Consider the following 19,653-nt stretch of genomic DNA (forward strand, 5'->3'; position numbering starts at 1 on the left):
TAAAATAAAGTGATAAATTAAATGAAATTTTATTAATTCTCCAATTTTACTTGCAAAATTTGTATTTTATTTTTATCACAAAAACAATCTCATCGTTTTCAACAGAAGAATTCAGGCATTTTGTCTTTATCAGTCATCCGAAAATAGTATTTTCATGTGTTGTTTTGTCATAAGAACCCTAGAAGAGCCAAATTTTATTTGATGGCTATTCTCGATCGGTAAACAGTGGGGGGCGATCGCCGCATAGATGATTCACCCCAATATTTAATAAGTTTTAATCCGATTTCGCCGTTACACTCATCAGATTCACCTCATTACTGTTCTAGATTAAAAGAACAAACAATAGATCTTAGATTTTATTCCCTCTTGCTTTTTCGCCCTTTAATCCACCGGAAAATCGGGAATAGTTCCCGGATTTTGTTGTTTTTCTAAATAGCGGTATAACCCATAAACCATGTCCGATCGTGTCATCGGTTGTAACGGCGAGATCGATTGAGTTCCTTCTAAATTAACTAATTCCTCGATTAAAGCCGTCGCGATCGCCTGTCGCGCCCAATAAGGAACGCGATCGCCGTCCGCATACCGTTTTAAAATGCGATCGACTTCGGCATCACCTAACGGTAAAACGCCGTAAGCTTGGGTAAAAATTGCGAACCCTTCCGCGCGCGAGATCGGGCGATCGGGATAAAAATATCCCGGACGATAGCCACTCATAATTCCCGTTTTTACGACCCATTGAATATCGTCATACGCCCAATGAGCGGAACTGACATCGACTAACGAACTCGCCGCATTTTCATCGACGATCGCCCGTTGTTGCAATTGAAACGTTTTCACTAAAATAGCGGCGAGTTCCGCCCGGGTGATGCCCCGTTCTCCATGAAAACTGCCGTCGGGATATTCACTCATCAATCCGGCGCCGATGACTCGTTGAATCGCCGCCTCGGACAATTGCGAAAGTCCGGGAAAAGAAATTGCTGGAATCAGGGCGATCGCCCCTAATAAAATCAGAAAGTTTGCTTGTATTTTCTTCACGATCATTTTCATCCAAATCGTTTGTGTTTCTTCTTTGATGTTTGTCCTTTCTCAATTGCCATTTCCCAATAGGCATTTCTGGATTGGCGTTGCTTTAGGGTTAATGCGATCGCAAACCGCCCCGGTCAGGGGAATCGTGCGATCGCTCCTCCCCAATTGGGATCCTCCCCGCTTTGAGTTTCTCAAAAAATGGGCGACTCCAACACTCACCGGATTCCTCCCGCAAAAATGCCGATCTCGCCAACATCAACAAAATCGATATTTTACGTGGGTATAATTGCTTTTTGACAAAAAAGCCGTTATGCTTAGCAGCATTCCGCCAACAGAGGCGCAAGAGTCTCCGTGAGGATCTCAGTATGTTCGCGTACAAATCGAAATCCGTATATCCACTGATGCAAAACGAGCGATTCCACCGATGAATTCTGCGTCACAGTCGCCCAAAATAAGCAGTAGTAGAGTACAGAGGACATCGAAATGCTGAGTAATAGCCAAATCCAAGAAGTCTTTATCAACGCCTCGCTTTCCCAGAAAGTTACGCATAGGGAATGGAACTTGCTGCAACACTTGATGCAAGCGCCGTTAAACCAAGAAGAGAAAAGAATGATTAGACGGATCGTCCATAGCGTCGATCGCGGTTGGTTTAGTTTGGTCGCCTCTTAGACTCGGATCGAATACCTATCTAGCGATTCGGTCGATCTGCGTCGGGGGTCAACCCACGGCGGGCGACCTTTTCCCTCCCCAACGATCGCGCCTGCTGCAACGCTATCGCCGTTTAGAAAAACTGACTAACGCAGCAACCAAACCTTCTAGCGTGTATTCTTCCGCCTCAATATCGACCCGACCGAAAGCGTCGCGACAAGTTTGAGAGGTTTGCGGTCCGATGGAAGCAATACAAACCCCATTGAGTAAAGATTGCCAAGATTCAGCAGCGCGAACGCCCGGATGAGTGCGGGACTCGCGTTCTAATAGTTGAGCGAAGTATTTAACAGTTTTAGAACTCGCAAAGGTCACAATATCGACCTCGCCGCGTTGTAAGGCGTCCCACGCGGGAGGAGAAATCGTTGCGGGACAGCCAGATTGGTAGGCGGCGACTTCTTCAACCTGCGCCCCCCGGTCGGTGAATTCGGCGACCAAGACCTCGCGACCGCCGGACTCGACGCGGGGAAACAGAATTTTGAGACCTTCGAGATCGTCGGGAAAGGTTTCCACGAGAGAATCGGCGACATAATCCGGCGGGATGAAGTCGGCGACGAGAGATCGCCCCTGTAGGACTTTCGCCGTTTTTTTGCCGACCACGGCAATTTTAAGATGAGCTAAGGCGCGGCAATCTTTACCCAAGCGAACGAGGCGATCGCAAAAATAGTCCACCCCATTCGCCGAAGTCAAAATCAGCCAGTCGAACTCGTGCAATTGCGCGATCGCGCGATCGAGACCGTCCCAACTCGACGGCGCCGTAATTTCCAACGCAGGCATTTCGATCGCCCGCGCCCCCTCCCGAGTCAACAAATCGGTAAACGTACTCGACTGAGTCGCCGAACGAGTCACCAGAACCGTTTTACCCGCCAAGGGCGCCCGAATTTGCGGGTTGAATCCTTGAGACAAGACCTCACACTCCTTTGCATACAACTGCTCTCGTAATTTGACCACATCGCCGACCACCACCACCGCCGGAGAGAGCATTTCCCCGCGCGTGCGATCGAGAATATTGGCTAAACGGCCCGTCCACACCCGTTGAGCTTCCGTTCCGGCGGCGCGTACGATCGCGATCGGAGTTTGCGACGACTTCCCCCAGCGTTGCAACTGCCAGAGAATCTGCCCTAATTGGCGCGTTCCCATTAAAATAACCAACGTGGGCAGTTGGGCGATCGCCTCCCAATTCAAACTCTCGGGATCGTGACCGCTTAACACCGCAAAGCAGGAACTCAACACCGGATCGGTCAACGGAATCCCCGCCAATTCCGGCGCCGCCAACACCGACGAAATCCCCGGAACCACCTCAAAGGGACAGCCCGCCGCATTCAGTGCCTCGATTTCCGAACTGCAGCGCCCGAACACGAACGGATCCCCGCCCTTGAGACGCACCACCGCCTTACCGCGCAAACCCTGTTCCACCAACAGGCGATCGATCTCCACCTGGGACCAACTCGGCTGACCCCCCCGTTTCCCGACGTAGAGGCGATCGCAATCCGGCGGCGTCAACCCCAACACCCCCTCATCGACCAGCGCATCGTAAATCAGCACTTGCGCCCGTTCTAAAACTTGGCGTCCGCGTACCGTCAGATACGCCGCATCCCCCAATCCGGCGCCGACGAGATAAACCATGCCTTTGACTCGGGAAGCAGACGCATCATTCACTTGGGTTTTCCAAAAACAACAGTCAATATAGTATCTTCGATGGGGAAGCTCAAGGCGATCGCCCGTCGCTCTCCCCGTCAACATCGCCCGTTTTCATTCAAATTCCCGCTTTATGTCCAGTCCCCCTCAAACCATTTCCCTCCTCTGTCCGACCCGGGGACGACCCGAAAAAGCGCTGAAATTTTGCAGTAGCGTCCTCGAAACCGCCCGCCGACCCCAGCGCGTCGAAATCCTGCTCTACCTCGACGCCGACGATCCCCGGCGATCTCAATACTTGCAATTATTCCGCGATCGTCAAAGCGACTTCGATCGCCTCTGGCGCTGCGCCTTCGTTATCGGCGAACAAATGAGCATCTCCAACGCCTGGAACGAACTTGCCAAACGCTGCCGAGGGAACCTCCTAATCATGGCCGCCGACGACCAACTTTACAACGATCGCGGCTGGGACGACCGTCTCGACACCGAAACCGCCAAATACCCCGACGAAATCTTCTGCATGTGGTTTAACGAGGGACATTGGCAAGATCGACTCTGCACCTTCCCCATCGTCAGCCGCAAATGGTGTCAAACCCTCGGTTATTTCACCACGGGTTTATTTGAATGTCTCTATGACGACATGTGGATTTGGGAAATCGCCAAGCGCGTCGGACGCACCCACTACATCGGCGACATCCTCACCGAACACTTTCACTGGAGTTACGGAAAAGGCGATATCGACGAAACCTACGCCCGCAAACAAGTCGATCCCAACTCGCGCCAGTTAAAACCCGCCGTCTACCGCGATATGGATTTATACTGCCGTACCGCCCCCTATCGCGCCACCGACGCCCGCCGCATCGCCGCCGTCATGCAAGGCGAAGTCCGCTTGCAAGAAGTCCCGTTAATGGTTCCGGGGAAAGCCACTATTTTTGAAGGAGCCCAGTAGGGGTTTGGTGACCAAACCCCTACTAGATTTTTTTTATATTTTCTTGATATTTTCGGTGGGACGGTGGTGCGGGCCTCTCGCCCGCCTCTTTATTCCTACGTACGGAAGCGACAGAAGCCCTACCCCGCTTGAGGTTGAGAAATCGGCAACTCGATCGTAAACGTACTGCCTTCCCCGAGAGTCGAATGACAGTACAAACGACCGTGATGAGTTTGTTCGATAATTTGTCGGGAAATTGACAACCCCAATCCGGTACCGACTCCCATCGGTTTCGTCGTAAAAAATGGCTCGAAAATGCGCTCTTCCAATTCGCTAGGAATTCCCGCGCCGTTATCGGTAATCGCAATTGAAACCGAACTCTCGTCCAGTCGTTTGGTGACGATCGCAATTTCCCGTTTCTTCTTCGGTCGATCTTCCGTCGCTTCCTCTTGGGAAGACTCATCTAGCAAAACATCGATCGCATTACTCAACAAGTTCATAAACACCTGATTGAGTTGATTGATATAACATTCGACTTCGGGAAGTTCTTCAAACTCTTTAACGACCGTAATATTTTGCTTGTAACGATTGTTGAGCAGAACCAGGGTATTATCGATCCCTTCTTCTAAATTGGCCGCTTTCATCTGCGGTTCGTCCAGGCGGTAGAAGTTCCGCAAAGTCAGGACCAGACTGCGAATGCGATCGGCGCCGACTTTCATCGAATTGACAATACGCGGCAAGTCGTCGAGAACGTAATCGAGTTCGACTTCATCCAGAATATCTTCAATTTCTTCTGAATTTTCCGGACAAACCGACTGATAAACTTCCAGAACTCTGAATAAATCGTCGATATGTTCTTCGACGTAGGGCAAATTACCATAAATAAAATTAATCGGGTTATTAATGTCGTGGGAAATACCCGAAACCATTTGACCGAGCATCGCCATTTTTTCCATTTGGATCATGTGTCCTTGGAGGCGTTCTAGCTCGCCAGCAATTTCTTCAACTTTCGTATCTTTTTGGGCGATCGCTCCTTTCAGTTGTTCGATAGTTTTTTCTAATTCGGCGTTGCGTTGTTCGAGCTGTTGCAAGTTGGCTTCAGTCATGGTCAAATCAAAATATCCAAGGAATCTGAGTGAAGGTAAACTGCGAAAGAGAAAAATTGACGAAAATCATGGGTGACGATCGCCTTCAGGGAAAAGGGAGCCATCAAACTTGAATCTGTCCCCTAGTTTGCCGCGCCTGGAGGGCGATCGCAACACAATTTTGACCCATTCGAATCGGTTGAGACGGCCCCCAGACTCCCTTCACTCTATCCACAAAGGAGCGATCGCGCGTGTGAGCCAGATCGCCTCGCCATCGCCACCGATTGCTTAGCGAGAATTATTCGACGGTGGGAACGAGGGTTTTCCCGCATTGCGGATATTGACCACTTTACTGAGCAGGTCGAACCAAAACGACGACCCCATCGAAATCGCCAATCCGCTAATCACCCAACCGAGAACCCGTCGGATGTAAGGAACGGGCCATTTTTGCTCGTCGGTTAACTGCTGCTCGACGTTATACTGCCCCCAGCCTAACGGAAGACTGATATCGTCGAGAGATTGGCGCACGTCCCGTTTAATTTGGTCGATGGTCTGTGGCGTTAGACCCGTTTGAGCCGTGGGCATACTCTCGGAAGGATTGCCCCCGGATCCCGCCGGAACCCCCCGAGCGCCGGGAGCTTGACCGGGAGGGGGAGCGGTAGGGTTGGACAAATTCCCGGCGGGCCACGACGCCGTTCTCAAATTCTGCTCGATCAAGGAATCGGAATATTGAGTGACCGTGGCGCGCAAAACCGAATCTTTGGATAAGTTGCTGATAATGTACAGGGTGTCCGCATTCGCAATTACCGCCACGACGATCCCGATTAAAATCGCGATCCCGCGCGCGTTGCGCTTGTAAACCCCGGTGGCGCGGTCCATGGAGCGATCGAACCAAGTTTCGATTTCATATTGCAATTGCGCCATTTCTTGAGCGACATCTGCATTCTCGGTACGGACTCGTTTCGCTAAGGTTCCCAAACTTTCTTTGAGGGATTCGGGTAAGCTATCGACCAAACTTTCGATCCCTTGATAGGTGGCACTATCGCGATCTTGCAGGGATTTGACGATTTGTTCGTAGCCTGCTTGTTTGCGGCGAATGATGTCGATAGTTTGGGAGGCGCTCGGTTTTAATTGATTGAAGATCACTTGTTTTTCTAGATCCCCGTAGTGTTCGCGGTGAAATTGGCGAACTTGCATTAAAAACCATTCGCCTTGGGGACCTTCCTGTGGCAGGAAAATTTGACAGTTTTCAATAAACAGTTGGAGTTTGCGATCCATCGAATCGAGGGCGATCGATAGAGAAATTCGATCTTCTTTAAAATCGGTGACGATCTTGTCAAAACTGCGTCCTAAAAGTTTTAATTCTCGTTCGAGAGAGCTGCGGCTCGATTCGGTGAAGTTAGCGTGTTTGAAAATACTGACCAGTTCTTTTAAATTTTGATGTTTGTATTCGTCGAGGCGTTCTTCGGTAATGACGTGGGCGATATCGGAGATTTTTAAAGTATCCATCAGGGTCGCGGCAAAGTTAGAGGCGGGAATATAAGAAGGACCGCTTTTTTGATGGCCGAAAACACTTTTGGTTCCGGTTAATTTGTGATAAGCCGTTCCGAAGGTTTGACTGACTTTTCGGAACCCCATCGCCAACACGCCGACGGCTTCTTGATTGAGGTTGTTGATGAGGGGATGGGCGTAGAGGCGATCGGCTAGTTCCTGCACTTCTTTACTTTTGGTGCGTTCGGAACTTCCGGCGAGTAAGACTTCAATTGATTTTTTTAAATGTTCGGCTCTCCACTGGAGCAAAGTGGTGATAATTTCTTGAATTTCCGAAGCCAATAAACTGACGATCAGGTAAATAAAAATGAGGCTGATAGCGAGGTCTAAAATGATAGGAATATTCATGGAAATCTAGACTCCTAGTTAAAATTAGAGGAGGAGGGAGGGGAGCAGTCGATCTCGACATCCGCTACTATACGTCATGGTTGACAATATCCCGAGCAGTTTTAACAAATTTGAAGTAAAGGGTGAGGATGGAGCCACCCGCAAGGGGGCTTCGGGAACAGTAAAGTTGGGAAATGACTGGGGGGTGTTGCCGTTAAATAGCGATCGCCCCCAGAAAAATCTACACTTGAAAATAACAAGGGAAGACTGGCGGCGGTAGACTTGGATGTTCTCGTTCGCCAGTCAGACCCCAGGGTGAACCCGGATCGAAAAGCTAGTCAAGCAATTGCACGCAAGCATGTATCGGGAAATTTTTACATCTTACGAACCGAGTGGCGGTTCCCATCGCACGAAAGGTTGGATCGAACAGCTTTGGGTTTTAGGGCTGTTACTCGCGGCGATCGTTCTCTATCAGATGAATTTAGGCGAGTTACCCTTACGCGATTGGGATGAAGGTATTGTCGCACAGGTGGCTCGCGATCTTTGGCGAGGGGATTTGAATTGGTTGCATCCGACGATCGCCGGAGAGCCGTATTTTAACAAGCCTCCCCTCGTGCATTTACTCGTGGCGATCGCCTATCATTTCGGTGGCGTCAACGAGTGGACGACGCGCTTACCCGGCGCCATGCTCAGCGCCATTTCGGTTCCTTTGCTTTATGGAATTGCGCGCGAAGTCTTTCCCCTGCGCGGTCCGGCGATTTTCTCGGCGTTGATTTATCTAACCCTGTTTCCGGTGGTCCGTCACGGGCGCTTGGCGATGTTAGATGGGGCGCTGTTGTGCTTTTTCCTGCTAACCCTCTGGTGTTTGCTGCGATCTCGCCGGGATTTACGCTGGGGGTTGGGGGTCGGCTTCGGTTTGGGGGCGATCGTCCTGACCAAGGGAGTCGTGGCGATTTTGCTCGGGACGATCGCCCTCCTGTTTACCCTCTGGGATACCCCCCGCTTGCTGCGATCGGGTTATCTCTGGACGGGTTTACTCTTAGGCATGACTCCAGTCACCCTATGGTATGTCGCTCAGTTGCTCTATTACGGCGATCGCTTCGCCAGCGCCCACTTTCTCAGCCAATCCTGGCAGCGTTTACTCGCCCCGGTGGAAAATAACTCCGGTCCGCCGTGGTTCTACTTGCTCGAACTGTTGAAATATACCTGGCCCTGGTTGCTCTTTTGGCCCGCAGGCTTGCATCTGGCGTGGAATAATCGCAATTTGGGATGGGCGAAGTTAGTCCTCGTCTGGACCGGAATCTACCTGAGCGCCATCACCGTGATGAGTACCAAATTACCCTGGTACGTCTTGCCCGTCTATCCGGCGATCGCCCTCACTTGTGGCGCCCTCCTCGCTCAAGTGTGGCAGGGCGACGTTTACGCCCATTCTACCGTCCCCTCCAGCGCCTCCGGTCCGCTTTCTCCGTCCCACTTCTATCCCCGTTATTGGGTCGTCATCCTCGGTATCCTCGCCCTCGGCGCTTGGGGCGCGAGTGCCTATTTCGGGCTGTTCGATCCGAGTGTGGATCCCGTATTGCCGATCGCCCTGTTCGCACTGGCCCTGACCTTCAGTGTTTCGGCGTCGTTAGTGTATCGAGAAGACCGTCAATTTGTCTTAATTTTATTTTGGGGAATGTACGTTTCTTTATGTTTGTTCGTTTCCTGCGCTCATTGGGTGTGGGAGTTAGCCGAAGATTATCCCGTCCGACCCGTGGCGCAAATCGTGCGGGAATACACCCCTCCCGAACAGGTCGTGTACACGTCCCATCCCTATCACCGCCCGTCGCTCAATTTTTACAGCGATCGCCAAGTGATCCCCGCCGATCTCGAACAACTACAACAACATTGGAAAAAAGACGACCGTCCTTACTTACTGCTCGATCCCGAAACCCGCGATCGCCTGCAATTGAAGCAAGCCAAGGCGATCGCCGAAGCCGAAAATTGGATTTTGATCGCTCGCGATCCGACGAAAGGACTCGGGAGTTGGGAGTTGAGAATTGAGACGGAAATCCACTAATAAATTGAGAAGTTCTTATGGCATCGTCTAAGGCTTGATATTGTACCTTAGATCCGTTTAGTAGCTTGGCTTCTCTAACTATCATGACTTAATTTTACCAAAGAGAAATGCGGATAAGCACAAATCCTGCATTCTTTTTTGTGGGTTGCAATTCATCTCACCGCCAAATCAAAGATTATGGCGGGAGCCTTCTTGCAACATTGAAGTAATTTAGCCTTACCTCTTCCCTTGTCCCTTCTACCTCCCCATTCCCAAACTCTTATTCCGCTCTCTAAAACTTACTCAAACTTAAGTGTATGATGTTTAGTTCCTAGCTTGGATCTTCCGAGACCTTTCCATCACGCTTGCTTATACGGCTGAGCTCTCCGCGTTTTCTACATTAATTGCCGCATTTAAGTCACGATCTATGGAGGCGTGACAGTTCGGACAATCATACTGTCTTCGGTCCAGTAGCATTTTTTGTCGGTGTCCCCAGTTAGAGCAGATCTGCGAACTGGGATACCACGGGTCAATCAATGTTAATTTGCTCCCATACCACTCGCATTTATATTCAAGTTGACGACGGAACTCATAAAACCCACCATCCGCAATCGCACCAGCCAGCTTGTGATTTTTGAGCATTCCTGACACATTTAAGTCTTCAATTTCCCCTTTCCCCTTTTCACTTTTCACTTTTCACTTTTCATGCGTCTGTGGGCTTTAGCTAACTTGAGTTGCGTTTTTTCTCGGTTTTTACCTCCTTGTTGACGGCGACTTAGTTCTTTCTGGAGTTTGGCTAGTTTTTTCTGAGCCTGACGATAAGCTTTCGGATTGGGATAGGTTTTACCATCGCTCAGGGTGGCCTTTTGATTCCTACGTCTACCCCAATCCGCTCTCTATCCCCCCTTCGCCCCCCTTTCAAAGGGGGGTTGGGGGGATGGTTCAAAATCAATTTTGAAGGCAATATACCAGTCCCCTGCTCGTTTACCGATCGTGACGTTTTTAGGATTGACTGGCGGTAACTGTTCGTGGCTTTTTACCCAACCGATCCGAGGTAGCTTCACCCAATCACCGGAAATTTTAATGCTTCCTTCCAGGTAAAAACTCTCTTTGACATTCTTTTTCTTAAACTTGGGGAAACCTGTTCCTTGGACTTGCCCAACTCGCTTAAAGCTTCTTGAGGGCTACATTTGGAGACTTCATAGTACCAAGGATTCTGACTTTTTACCTCGGCGACTAATCTTTTGTGTAAGTCTATAGCACTCGGGAGTTTACCTCCGGCTTCTGATATTTTTTTACAGGTAGCGAGTCCCCAATTCCAAGGGTGTCGAGCGACTCCTGCGTGTTTCGCCATCGGCGTCCGTTGTCGGTTATTTAAGTCTAGCTTGGTCTTAAAGCCTTTCACTGACTTTTTTTAACTCCTCAATCATCTTTTTGTTCGGCTAAGTTCAGCTACCATAAAGACGAGTAGAAAACAATGGAGATGGTGAAATCCGCGATTTTTGCGGCTTCAGTCCTTCTAAACTTACTCAAATCTTTATTTGAGCATAAAAAGTGAGTAAGTTTAAGAAACTTTAGGTAGAAATTTAAATCCTGTTGTTAACCCTCCCCATCCCCGTCGATTCGATCGCCTCTCCCATGCGATCCAATAAATCGTTGAAGGGATTGCGTTCCGGCATCCAAATTTCTAAACTCGTCAGGGCAAATCCCGCGATCGCCAATCCCGCAATGACCGCGACCAGGGACGGACGACGACGGAAGCCGACATCGCGCAACATGCGGGCGACCGGGCGACTTTGTCGGCGAATCAGACGACCGACACCCAATTGTTTCAACGTAAATGGATCGCGGACGTAGTGACCGCTCCAACTGACCACCAAGCGCGCCTGACAATAGGGACAAGTATAAAGTCCGCCGAAGACCTCGCGCGGGTGAGTTGTTCCAGTGCGGTTGCATACCGGGCAGGTGACCGAGTGACTGTCAAAGGTGTGAGCGTTCATAAGTCTTTCCCACTTTCCCAAAACCGTGGTTTACCAGATTTTTTTGTTCGTCTGACAACACCTCAAATGTTGTCTGTTTCCCCGTGGGCGATCGCCGATATTTGCAGTGATTGCACTTGAATCTTACCCTGAAGGCGATCGCCGCTTTTGAAAGAGAATACGGCTGTATTCGAGCTTGACTGGATTCCGTCGTCCGGCTTTTGCTGGTTCGATCGTTCGATCGAGCGCGGTATTCTCCGTCTTTTGGCTGGCGAGAACGCAACTCCTACCCGCATTGCGCGATCGAGATCGCGATCGCCCGAAGGTCAGGAAGCTGTCAGCTTTCAACCCCATGAAGGCGACATGGGAACCAATCCTGGAAGGATTGCACTTCGGTGTTGCCGTTCGACAGAAAGTTGACACCCAAATGATTGGCATCTGAACTTGTCAGGGTGCAAGGTCACGATCGCCTCTGGGACGATGGGTTGCAATTTGACAAGATGACCTTAGTCTTAGTCTACTCCGCTTCAATCTTCTAGCTCAATAGCTGGTTATGCTCGAACAGTTTAGCGAGACTGACCAAGGCAACTCTATTCTTTAGAAAATTGGCGTTTGGCAAGGGGATCGAAGTCGCTCGCCGCCGTTAAATCGTAATGTAATGGGGTCAGCGTAATATAGTTCTCGCGAATCGCTTCGACATCCGTAGGAATGCGATCGCTAATGCGCGGATCCGCAGGTTGTTCGATATCTTCAAGCACTTCCCCCGCCAACCAATAATACGTTTTCCCGCGCGGGTCGCTGCGTTTTTCAAAAATATCGACGTAGCGACGCAACCCCTGGCGCGCCAGGGTCACTCCGGCGATCTCGGCGATCGCCACGGCGGGAATATTGACGTTGAGCAACATCGGTTTTTCCAGGGGATCGGCGGCGAGGGTATCGAGCAAGCGACAAGCAAATTGAGCTGCCGGGTCGAAGTCTCTAGAGGTATAACTCGCCAAGCTGAAAGCAATACTGGGGATCCCTTCGAGCAAGCCTTCCATCGCGGCGGAAACCGTACCGGAATATAAAATATCGTTGCCCAAATTTTGACCCTGATTGATACCGGACAGGACAAAATCCGGCGCGCGATCGAGTAACGCCCACAATGCCAGTTTGACGCAATCGGCAGGAGTTCCGGAACAGGCCCACGCCTTCACCGAGGGGTCGAATAAAGATTCGACAATTTCGGCGCGAATCGGTTGGTGCAAGGTCAATCCGTGACCTGTCGCCGATCGCTCGCGGTCGGGACAGACGACGCTGACCTCGTGACCGACCCCGGCTAAACGATTGGCTAAGGCATAAATCCCCGGGGCATAAATCCCGTCATCGTTACTAATTAATAATTTCATGTAACAGATTATTGAGATGCAAAAGTCGTGCGCTTCGATTGTGCGAGATCGACCCGGATCGGAGCAAGTTGGCGATCGCCTGGGGTCAAAATCTCCTCGGACTCCCGCAGATCAAACCCCCTTACAAAAGTCCTCAACTCCCGTTTTCACGGCGTAGAAGACCACCGGAGCCACCAAGACGGGGGGACAAAGTTTGGCCTCGACCAGCGCCTTCACCGGACCGGCGATTTCGTGGCGATCGAGCTGTTCGCGAACCGACGGCTGACACAGTACCGGACGGCAGCGTTTCGCCATGCTATCGAGCCATCCTTCGGACACGTTGGGTTCTTGTCCGGCGTGTAACGCTAAATCGATCGCCGCATCTTCGAGGTCTCCCTCGCAATCTTCGATCGCGTCGAGGGCTTTACAAGCTGCCGGATGGTCGGACAATTGCTCTCGATAACGGGCAATTTCTTCAAAAGTTAACGAAATCGTCATGGAACTGATGAGTTGTAAGGGTGAATTTTCTGCACGAGCCACGATCGATTGTAGGGCAACGAAAAGCCGCTCTCGTCCCCTTCTCCGTCCCTAGTCGGCGATCGGTGTTTCGGGGTAAACTCAAACGAGGCGGCTTTATTTCGATTGAACATTCGTTGCATGACTACTCAGCTAAGCGACCTGGAGACTCAGTTAGAACAGGTGCGGTCTGTCGCCTCCGGCGCGATCGCCTCTGCAGACACCCTCGACGCCCTCGAACAATTGAGGGTCAAATATTTAGGCAAAAAAGGCGAACTCTCCCTCGTCTTGCGCGGTATGGGTAAACTCGATCCGGGCGATCGCCCCCGCATCGGTTCCCTCGCCAACGAGGTGAAAGAAGCCCTGCAACAGCAGCTCGACGATCGCCGCAGCGCCCTCCAAGCCGCTCGGATCCAAGCCCAAATCGAGGCGGAAACCCTCGACGTGACCATGCCGGGGGTTTATCGTCCTCAAGGGCGCGTCCACCCGCTCAACTTGACCGTAGACCGCGCGATCGATATCTTCGTCAGCCTCGGCTACACCGTCGCCACCGGACCGGAAATCGAAACTGACTATTACAATTTCGAGGCCCTCAACACCCCCGCCGACCACCCGGCCCGGGACATGCAAGATACTTTCTATCTCCCCGGCGGTCATCTCTTACGCACCCACACCTCCCCGGTGCAAATTCGCTACATGGAACAACACGAACCCCCGGTGCGAATTGTCGCCCCCGGTCGGGTCTACCGTCGCGATACCGTCGATGCAACCCACGCCGCCGTGTTCCACCAAATTGAAATTTTAGCGGTCGATAAGGGGCTGACGTTCACCGACCTTAAAGGGACGATTCAAGTGTTCTTACGCCGCATGTTCGGCGCCGATCTCCCGGTTCGTTTCCGCCCGAGTTATTTCCCCTTTACGGAACCTTCGGCAGAAGTTGACGTGCAGTGGCAGGGTAAATGGCTCGAAGTCCTCGGCTGCGGTACGGTAGACCCGAACGTGCTTAAAGCGGTGGGTTACGACCCGGAAATTTACACGGGATTTGCCGCCGGGTTCGGTGTCGAACGGTTTGCGATGGTCCTGCACGAACTCGACGACATCCGCCGGGTTTACGGCAGCGATTTGCGCTTTTTAAAACAGATTTAACTGAGAAGCCGGGTTTCTGTACGCTCCCGATCTGCCCGTCTTCAATACGGGCGGATCGACCCGGTTTCTCTTTCTTGAAACCTCGGGTTGACGATTGGGCGGTTTATATCCTTCTTCTGTCATTTTCGGACATCGCGATCGCCGTATCCCCGATCGGGAAAGATCTAGGGCGATCGCCGACCCTGTAAGAGTTCTAGAAGTAAGTCACTACAAGGGTTGTCTTTGAGTGACCGAAGAAAGTTAAAATGAACAATAATAATCATAAAAGCAATCGCTTAATCGGCCTGACTGGAGGCATTGCTACGGGGAAAACAACTGTATCCAATTACTTGACAAAAACTTATAAGTTGCCGATTTTTGATGCGGATGTTTACGCGCGGGAAGTGGTCGAAAAAGGTTCGCCCATTTTAGACCAACTCTACGATCGCTACGGCGCGAAGATCCGCTTAGAAGATGGAAGTTTAAATCGACCGGAACTTGGTAAAATTATTTTTAATCATACGGAAGAACGCAAGTGGGTTGAAGCGCAAATTCATCCCGCCGTTCGAGATAAGTTTTATGAGGCGATCGCCCAACTCGAACCAGACGCAACCGCCGTGTTAGCTATTCCCCTACTCTTTGAGGCCAACTTAACCTATTTACCCAGCGAAATTTGGGTTGTTTCTTGTTCTGCCGAACTGCAGCGCGATCGCCTCCAACAACGCAATGGCTTGAGTGAAAAAGAAGCTCAAGCGCGCATTAATTCCCAACTTCCCCTCGCGGAAAAATGCGATCGCGCCGATGTCGTTCTCGACAATTGTGGGGATCTTTCCCAACTTTACGAACAGGTCGATCGGGCCGTGCGATCGCGAATCGCTCAAAATCACTGATAGGATCGGCTAACATCGTCATTGCCGCGATCGCGCTATTTCAATCGATTCCAACGATTCCAAAACAGAAAAAAACCGATCGCCCAACCCACTTGGGTAATGACATTGCCGACCGCTTACGCCCCCCGATCATGCCCGATCCTACGCTTCGTCGCCGAACTCAAGCCAAACTACCGAACCATCGGTGGAAAATTTACCCGCAATTCCCCCAACTCGCCGAGGAATTGGCGCAGGCTATTTCTCCGGATTTTTCCCCGGTTTTAGCTCAAGTTTTGATCGATCGCGGGATGACCACCGTTGAGGCGGCCCAAGGTTTCATCCATCCCGATTCTCTCGATCTTCCTTCGCCGTTAGATGATTTTCCCGCCCTCGACGAAAGCATTAATTTGCTGATTCACGCGATCGCCACGAACAAGAAAATCGCGATTTGCGGCGACTACGACGCCGACGGGATGACCAGTACGGCCCTGTTACTGCGCGCCTTGCGCTACCTCGGCGCCAATGTCGATTATGCCATCCCCAGCCGCATGAAAGACGGTTATGGTATTAACGAACGCATTGTCGAAGAATTCCACCGGGAAGGGGTTAAACTGATTCTGACCGTCGATAACGGAATTGCGGCGTTCAAACCGATCGTTTTGGCGCGCAATCTCGGTTTGGATGTCATCGTCACGGACCATCACGAAGTCCCGCCCGAAGTTCCCCCCGCCACCACCATTCTCAACCCGAAACTGATTCGCGAAGATTCTCCCTATCGCGGGGTCGCCGGGGTCGGCGTCGCCTATATTTTGGCGGTCTGTCTGGCGCAAAAATTAAAAAAAGCCCAACCCCTGATTAATCCCTTGCGCGAATTGCTGACCCTGGGAACGATCGCCGATCTGGCGCCCCTGACTGGGGTCAATCGTCGCTGGTTGAAATGGGGATTGCGCCAGTTACCGAATTCTAAATTAGCGGGGGTGCAAGCTTTAATTCAAGTGTCCGGGGCGACGAGTAGCGCCTCGAAACAAGGGCGGGCGATGAAACCGGACGAGATCGGATTTCGTCTCGGACCGCGCATCAATGCGGTGGGGCGCATCGGCGACCCACAAATCGTCATCGAACTGCTGACTACGGACGATCGCGGGGTGGCCCTGGAACGGGCAATGCAGTGCGAACAAATTAACGCCCGGCGCCAGGAAATGTGCGAGGAGATCGAACGAGAGGCGATCGCCTGGGTGGAAAGTAGCAACATCGATTTGGGTGATCGCCGCGTCCTGCTGGTGGTCAAGTCCGGATGGCATCATGGGGTCATCGGGATTGTCGCCTCCCGCTTGGTAGAACGCTACGGCGTCCCGGTGTTTATCGGGACTTACGAAGATGCGGAAAAAACCCACGTTCGCGGGTCGGCGCGCGGAATTCCGGAATTCGACGTGTTTGAAGCGTTACAATTTTGCGATGACTTGCTCGGTAAATACGGCGGTCATCGGGCGGCGGGCGGCTTTTCACTCAGTGGCGATAACTTGCAAGCGTTCGGCGATCGCCTCAGCCAATTTGCCTGTCACTGTCTCGATCCGTCTCACCTCAAACCCGCGATCGCGATCGATACCGCCCTCGACTTCGATCGCATTAACTTGCAGTTTTACCGCGAAATCGATGCCCTTCACCCCTGCGGGATCGAAAACCCGGCCCCGGTCTTTTGGACGGGTAACGCGAAGGTGGTCGAACAACGGATCGTCGGAAAAGGTCATCTGAAGCTGACTTTAGAAACCGACGGTTCCCCCGCCAACCGGATTCAGGCGATCGCTTGGCGCTGGGGCGAATACTATCCCCTGCCGCCGCGCGTCGATGTCGCCTATAAATTGCGCGAAAATGTCTGGAATGGGGAAACCAGCATCGAACTCGAACTGGTCAGCGCCCGCTTTCCCGAAGTCGCGCCCCCAGCGCAGCCGATCTTGGTCAATCCCGAGGCGCCCCCGGTCTCCGTCCGCCCGGAATGGCTCGCCGGACCGCCTCTAGAGGACTTGTTCGGGCAACTGCAAGGGCGGGTCTTCGTCTACGGGGACGGGCGCCCCAGTGCGGGACCGACCCACGCCGCGATCGACTACGATCGCCCCCAAGGGGTCTGCGAAACCTTCATTTTTTGGACGCTGCCCCCGTCTCTCACTCACTTAAAGTGGTTTTTAGCGAAAGGGCAACCCCAGCAAATTTATATATATAGCCAGCTCCCCTCACTACCGTCGCCGGAGAAGCTGCGATCGCTCCTGAGCGAATACCTCACGCGATCGCCCGGGAGTCCGTTGCACCTGCTCAAATTTTCTCAAGCCCATTGGGTGGCGCCGAGTACGGTGCTGGCGGCGTTGCGCGAACTCGGCTATCCTTGCAAGGATTTTCCAAAAACCGATTCCCTCGTCCGGGAACTCGAACGCCTGCATCGCTGGTATGGCTTCTCTCCGGCGAAGTTAGGCAAAATCCGCTTTTAGAGGCGGTTAGGGGCGATCGCCTAAGTCCACATCTTCATAAATTCCGGCGATCGCACCGTCGAATCCCACACTGTTGAAGCGAACCACGTCCCCCGGACCGTAGCGCGTCAGAATCCATTGACCCTGTGGAGTGCGCTCAAAACACTCTACCCGTTGTTGTTTTTGGCTAACTAAAACGTATTCTTGCAAACTCGATAATTCGCTGTAATCTGCAAATTTATCGCCTCGATCCTTCGCTTCGGTCGTTTCCGAGAGGACTTCGACGATGAGTTTGGGAAATTCCAGGCAATATTCGGCGCGGCGATCGCGATCGTCGCAGGTCACCACTAAATCCGGATAGTAAAATCGATGGCGACGGGCAATGTAAACCTTCATATCAGAAAACAAAACTCGACACCCAGAACCGCGCAGGCGATCGCGAATCAGTGCATAAAGATTACCCGTAATCAGAATATGCGATGCACTCGCTCCCGCCATCGCCTCCACTTCCCCATCAAGATACTCGTGCTTAATCGGGCTATGGCGTTCGGCTTCGAGGTATTCTTCTACAGTTAATCGATGGCGATCGGGTTCGCTTATCATGGTTGTCGTCTGCTCGTGATTCGAGCCGCAGGATCCACCGTTGCGCTCCCATCGGATGACGGGAGCGTTGAGGGCGCAGACCCTCCCTTCTCCCTTGTCGAGAGCGTTCGGGGGTTCGGTTCGCCTTCCATTCTATCCTCGCCGTTCCCCCAAAAGCGCCACGACGTTAGCAGACCATTTGACGCGTCGCTTCCGCGTCAATCGGTTTAATCAGGTACAGGCGCAGCAGGTCGATCGCCGTTCCCGCAATTAACGGCAATTTGCGGAAGAATTTCACGACTTTCGGCGCGTTGCTGGCTTCAATTTCAGCGATTTTCTCGTTGCGATCGCTGCAACGGTACATCCGTTTGAAGAATTGCGGATGTTCCACGTCGAGAATCACCGGGAAAGCGCGCGCCGAGGTCTTATTGGTCTGGCGGATCACTTCTTTATCGTAGGCGATCGGGTCGAGTCCGATGGAACGGTAAAAATCGGCTCGTTCGAGGACCGTCAGGGAATGGGTCGCGAACACGGACAGCAGGAAGAAACGCGCCCACAAGCGCCCTTTCCAACCTTTCCACATGGAGGACTGCGATCGTAACAAGGCTTTAAAAATATCCCCGTGGCGGTTTTCATCCTGACACCAGCTTTCAAATTTACGGAAAAGCGGGTAATACTGATTTTCGGGATGGGCTTGCAGGTGATGGAACACCGTAATATAGCGCCAATAGCCGATTTTTTCCGACAGGTAAACCGCGTAAATGACCCACTCGGGTTTGAAAAAAGTGTAGTTGCGAGCTTTTGTCAAATAACCCAAGTCCAGCCGAATCTTGAAATCCGCCATGGCTTTATTTAAAAACCCTGCATGACGGGCTTCGTCGCGCGCCATTAAATGAAAAATTTCTGCTAATAAGGGATTGCTTTTTTTGACGCGACGCGAAATTTCTTTAAAAAGTAAGAATCCGGAAAATTCCGACATGCACGAGCGCTCTAAAAAGTCGATAAATGCTCGGCGTTTGTCTTCGTCGATGTCGTCCCAAGAGCGATCGAACTCTTCGTCGCGCACGAAGTGGTCGCGGTTGTAATCGTTGCGCATTTCTTCGAGCATCGCCCGCAGTTCAGTCTCTTGAGACGAGATGTCCATCTGACAAATGGCGTCAAAATCGGTGGTGTAAAACCGAGGCGTCAGAATCGTCTCTTTCGCCATTTCCTTCGTACCCGGTTTGACTTCGGTTTCGCTGGGTTTGGGGGCAGTGTTGACCATTACTCCGAAATGTCCCTGTTTTAAATTGCCACATCATTATATAGTGTTAAATCTTAAAAGCTAGCTTTATTAAGATTTTTAACGGAAAAGCTCGTTTTTAAAAAATTAACGCCTATATAGTAATATAGTTACATCACTGAAGAGAGCCGCGCGGGACTTCGGCACTATTGCGAAGTCAGACCGAGTTCAAATCTCCC

18 protein-coding genes and 1 pseudogene are annotated in these 19,653 nt (G+C 51.6%); 7 read left to right on the forward strand and 12 right to left on the reverse strand.

Annotation, left to right across the window (positions count from 1 at the left end; translation table 11 throughout):
- Nucleotides 1-381: 381 nt before the first annotated feature.
- Together HCG48_RS01720 and HCG48_RS01725 are read right to left on the reverse strand one after the other, a co-directional pair.
- Complete coding sequence (locus HCG48_RS01720; protein WP_210437146.1) at nt 382-1,047, reverse strand: S-layer homology domain-containing protein; 666 nt, start codon at nt 1,045-1,047, stop codon at nt 382-384.
- 39 nt (nt 1,048-1,086) lie between these two features.
- Nucleotides 1,087-1,245 carry a hypothetical protein gene (locus HCG48_RS01725; RefSeq protein WP_168567619.1) on the reverse strand — a complete coding sequence of 53 codons (159 nt, stop codon included), beginning with the start codon at nt 1,243-1,245 and terminating at the stop codon, nt 1,087-1,089.
- A gap of 264 nt (nt 1,246-1,509) precedes the next feature.
- Between HCG48_RS01725 and HCG48_RS01730 the strand changes: the two genes are divergently transcribed.
- Nucleotides 1,510-1,695: a hypothetical protein gene (locus tag HCG48_RS01730; protein ID WP_168567620.1), complete on the forward strand. Its 186-nt coding sequence runs from the start codon at nt 1,510-1,512 to the stop codon at nt 1,693-1,695.
- A gap of 102 nt (nt 1,696-1,797) precedes the next feature.
- On the opposite strand, the gene cobA is transcribed toward HCG48_RS01730, so the two are convergent.
- On the reverse strand, nt 1,798-3,357 hold the full coding sequence (gene cobA / locus HCG48_RS01735) for a uroporphyrinogen-III C-methyltransferase (protein WP_210437233.1): 1,560 nt from the start codon (nt 3,355-3,357) through the stop codon (nt 1,798-1,800).
- A 145-nt stretch (nt 3,358-3,502) separates the two neighbouring features.
- On the opposite strand from cobA, the gene HCG48_RS01740 reads away from it, so the two are divergent.
- Nucleotides 3,503-4,315, forward strand: coding sequence for a hypothetical protein (locus tag HCG48_RS01740; RefSeq protein ID WP_168567622.1), 813 nt, complete (start codon nt 3,503-3,505; stop codon nt 4,313-4,315).
- Nucleotides 4,316-4,434: 119 nt separating this feature from the next.
- On the opposite strand, the gene HCG48_RS01745 is transcribed toward HCG48_RS01740, so the two are convergent.
- Complete coding sequence (locus tag HCG48_RS01745; protein ID WP_168567623.1) at nt 4,435-5,400, reverse strand: sensor histidine kinase; 966 nt, start codon at nt 5,398-5,400, stop codon at nt 4,435-4,437.
- Between the two features lie 267 nt (nt 5,401-5,667).
- The gene (locus tag HCG48_RS01750) at nt 5,668-7,278 is read right to left on the reverse strand and encodes a hypothetical protein (RefSeq protein WP_168567624.1); all 1,611 of its coding nucleotides are present in this window, start codon (nt 7,276-7,278) and stop codon (nt 5,668-5,670) included.
- Between the two features lie 76 nt (nt 7,279-7,354).
- On the opposite strand from HCG48_RS01750, the gene HCG48_RS01755 reads away from it, so the two are divergent.
- The gene (locus HCG48_RS01755; protein ID WP_168567625.1) at nt 7,355-7,537 is read left to right on the forward strand and encodes a hypothetical protein; all 183 of its coding nucleotides are present in this window, start codon (nt 7,355-7,357) and stop codon (nt 7,535-7,537) included.
- A 78-nt stretch (nt 7,538-7,615) separates the two neighbouring features.
- The gene (locus tag HCG48_RS01760; RefSeq protein WP_168567626.1) at nt 7,616-9,316 is read left to right on the forward strand and encodes an ArnT family glycosyltransferase; all 1,701 of its coding nucleotides are present in this window, start codon (nt 7,616-7,618) and stop codon (nt 9,314-9,316) included.
- A 348-nt stretch (nt 9,317-9,664) separates the two neighbouring features.
- Here HCG48_RS01760 and HCG48_RS26745 read toward each other — a convergent pair.
- From HCG48_RS26745 to HCG48_RS01785, 5 genes and pseudogenes are all read right to left on the reverse strand, one after another.
- Nucleotides 9,665-10,649 (reverse strand): annotated as a pseudogene (locus HCG48_RS26745) (RNA-guided endonuclease InsQ/TnpB family protein).
- 232 nt (nt 10,650-10,881) lie between these two features.
- Nucleotides 10,882-11,295 (reverse strand): hypothetical protein, encoded by a 414-nt coding sequence (locus HCG48_RS01770; protein ID WP_168567627.1) that lies wholly within the window; start codon nt 11,293-11,295, stop codon nt 10,882-10,884.
- Nucleotides 11,296-11,418: 123 nt separating this feature from the next.
- Nucleotides 11,419-11,712: a hypothetical protein gene (locus HCG48_RS01775; protein WP_168567628.1), complete on the reverse strand. Its 294-nt coding sequence runs from the start codon at nt 11,710-11,712 to the stop codon at nt 11,419-11,421.
- Nucleotides 11,713-11,864: 152 nt separating this feature from the next.
- Nucleotides 11,865-12,662 carry a 5'/3'-nucleotidase SurE gene (surE, locus tag HCG48_RS01780; RefSeq protein ID WP_168567629.1) on the reverse strand — a complete coding sequence of 266 codons (798 nt, stop codon included), beginning with the start codon at nt 12,660-12,662 and terminating at the stop codon, nt 11,865-11,867.
- A gap of 111 nt (nt 12,663-12,773) precedes the next feature.
- On the reverse strand, nt 12,774-13,181 hold the full coding sequence (locus HCG48_RS01785; RefSeq protein ID WP_246259836.1) for a hypothetical protein: 408 nt from the start codon (nt 13,179-13,181) through the stop codon (nt 12,774-12,776).
- A 117-nt stretch (nt 13,182-13,298) separates the two neighbouring features.
- Here HCG48_RS01785 and pheS point away from each other — a divergent pair, with 117 nt between their 5' ends.
- The 3 genes from pheS to recJ all read left to right on the forward strand — a co-directional run bounded on the left by pheS (nt 13,299) and on the right by recJ (nt 17,631).
- The gene (gene pheS, locus HCG48_RS01790; RefSeq protein WP_168567630.1) at nt 13,299-14,303 is read left to right on the forward strand and encodes a phenylalanine--tRNA ligase subunit alpha; all 1,005 of its coding nucleotides are present in this window, start codon (nt 13,299-13,301) and stop codon (nt 14,301-14,303) included.
- A gap of 245 nt (nt 14,304-14,548) precedes the next feature.
- Nucleotides 14,549-15,172 (forward strand): dephospho-CoA kinase, encoded by a 624-nt coding sequence (gene coaE, locus HCG48_RS01795; protein ID WP_168567631.1) that lies wholly within the window; start codon nt 14,549-14,551, stop codon nt 15,170-15,172.
- Nucleotides 15,173-15,303: 131 nt separating this feature from the next.
- Nucleotides 15,304-17,631 carry a single-stranded-DNA-specific exonuclease RecJ gene (gene recJ / locus HCG48_RS01800; RefSeq protein ID WP_168567632.1) on the forward strand — a complete coding sequence of 776 codons (2,328 nt, stop codon included), beginning with the start codon at nt 15,304-15,306 and terminating at the stop codon, nt 17,629-17,631.
- A 6-nt stretch (nt 17,632-17,637) separates the two neighbouring features.
- Here the strand turns inward: recJ and HCG48_RS01805 are convergent, their stop codons facing one another.
- Both HCG48_RS01805 and acsF read right to left on the reverse strand, forming a co-directional pair.
- Nucleotides 17,638-18,213, reverse strand: coding sequence for a Uma2 family endonuclease (locus HCG48_RS01805; RefSeq protein ID WP_168567633.1), 576 nt, complete (start codon nt 18,211-18,213; stop codon nt 17,638-17,640).
- Nucleotides 18,214-18,379: 166 nt separating this feature from the next.
- On the reverse strand, nt 18,380-19,456 hold the full coding sequence (acsF, locus tag HCG48_RS01810) for a magnesium-protoporphyrin IX monomethyl ester (oxidative) cyclase (RefSeq protein ID WP_168567634.1): 1,077 nt from the start codon (nt 19,454-19,456) through the stop codon (nt 18,380-18,382).
- Nucleotides 19,457-19,653: the final 197 nt, after the last annotated feature.

This window comes from Oxynema aestuarii AP17, assembly GCF_012295525.1.
In the GTDB taxonomy this organism is placed as follows: Bacteria; Cyanobacteriota; Cyanobacteriia; order Cyanobacteriales; family Laspinemataceae; genus Oxynema; species Oxynema aestuarii.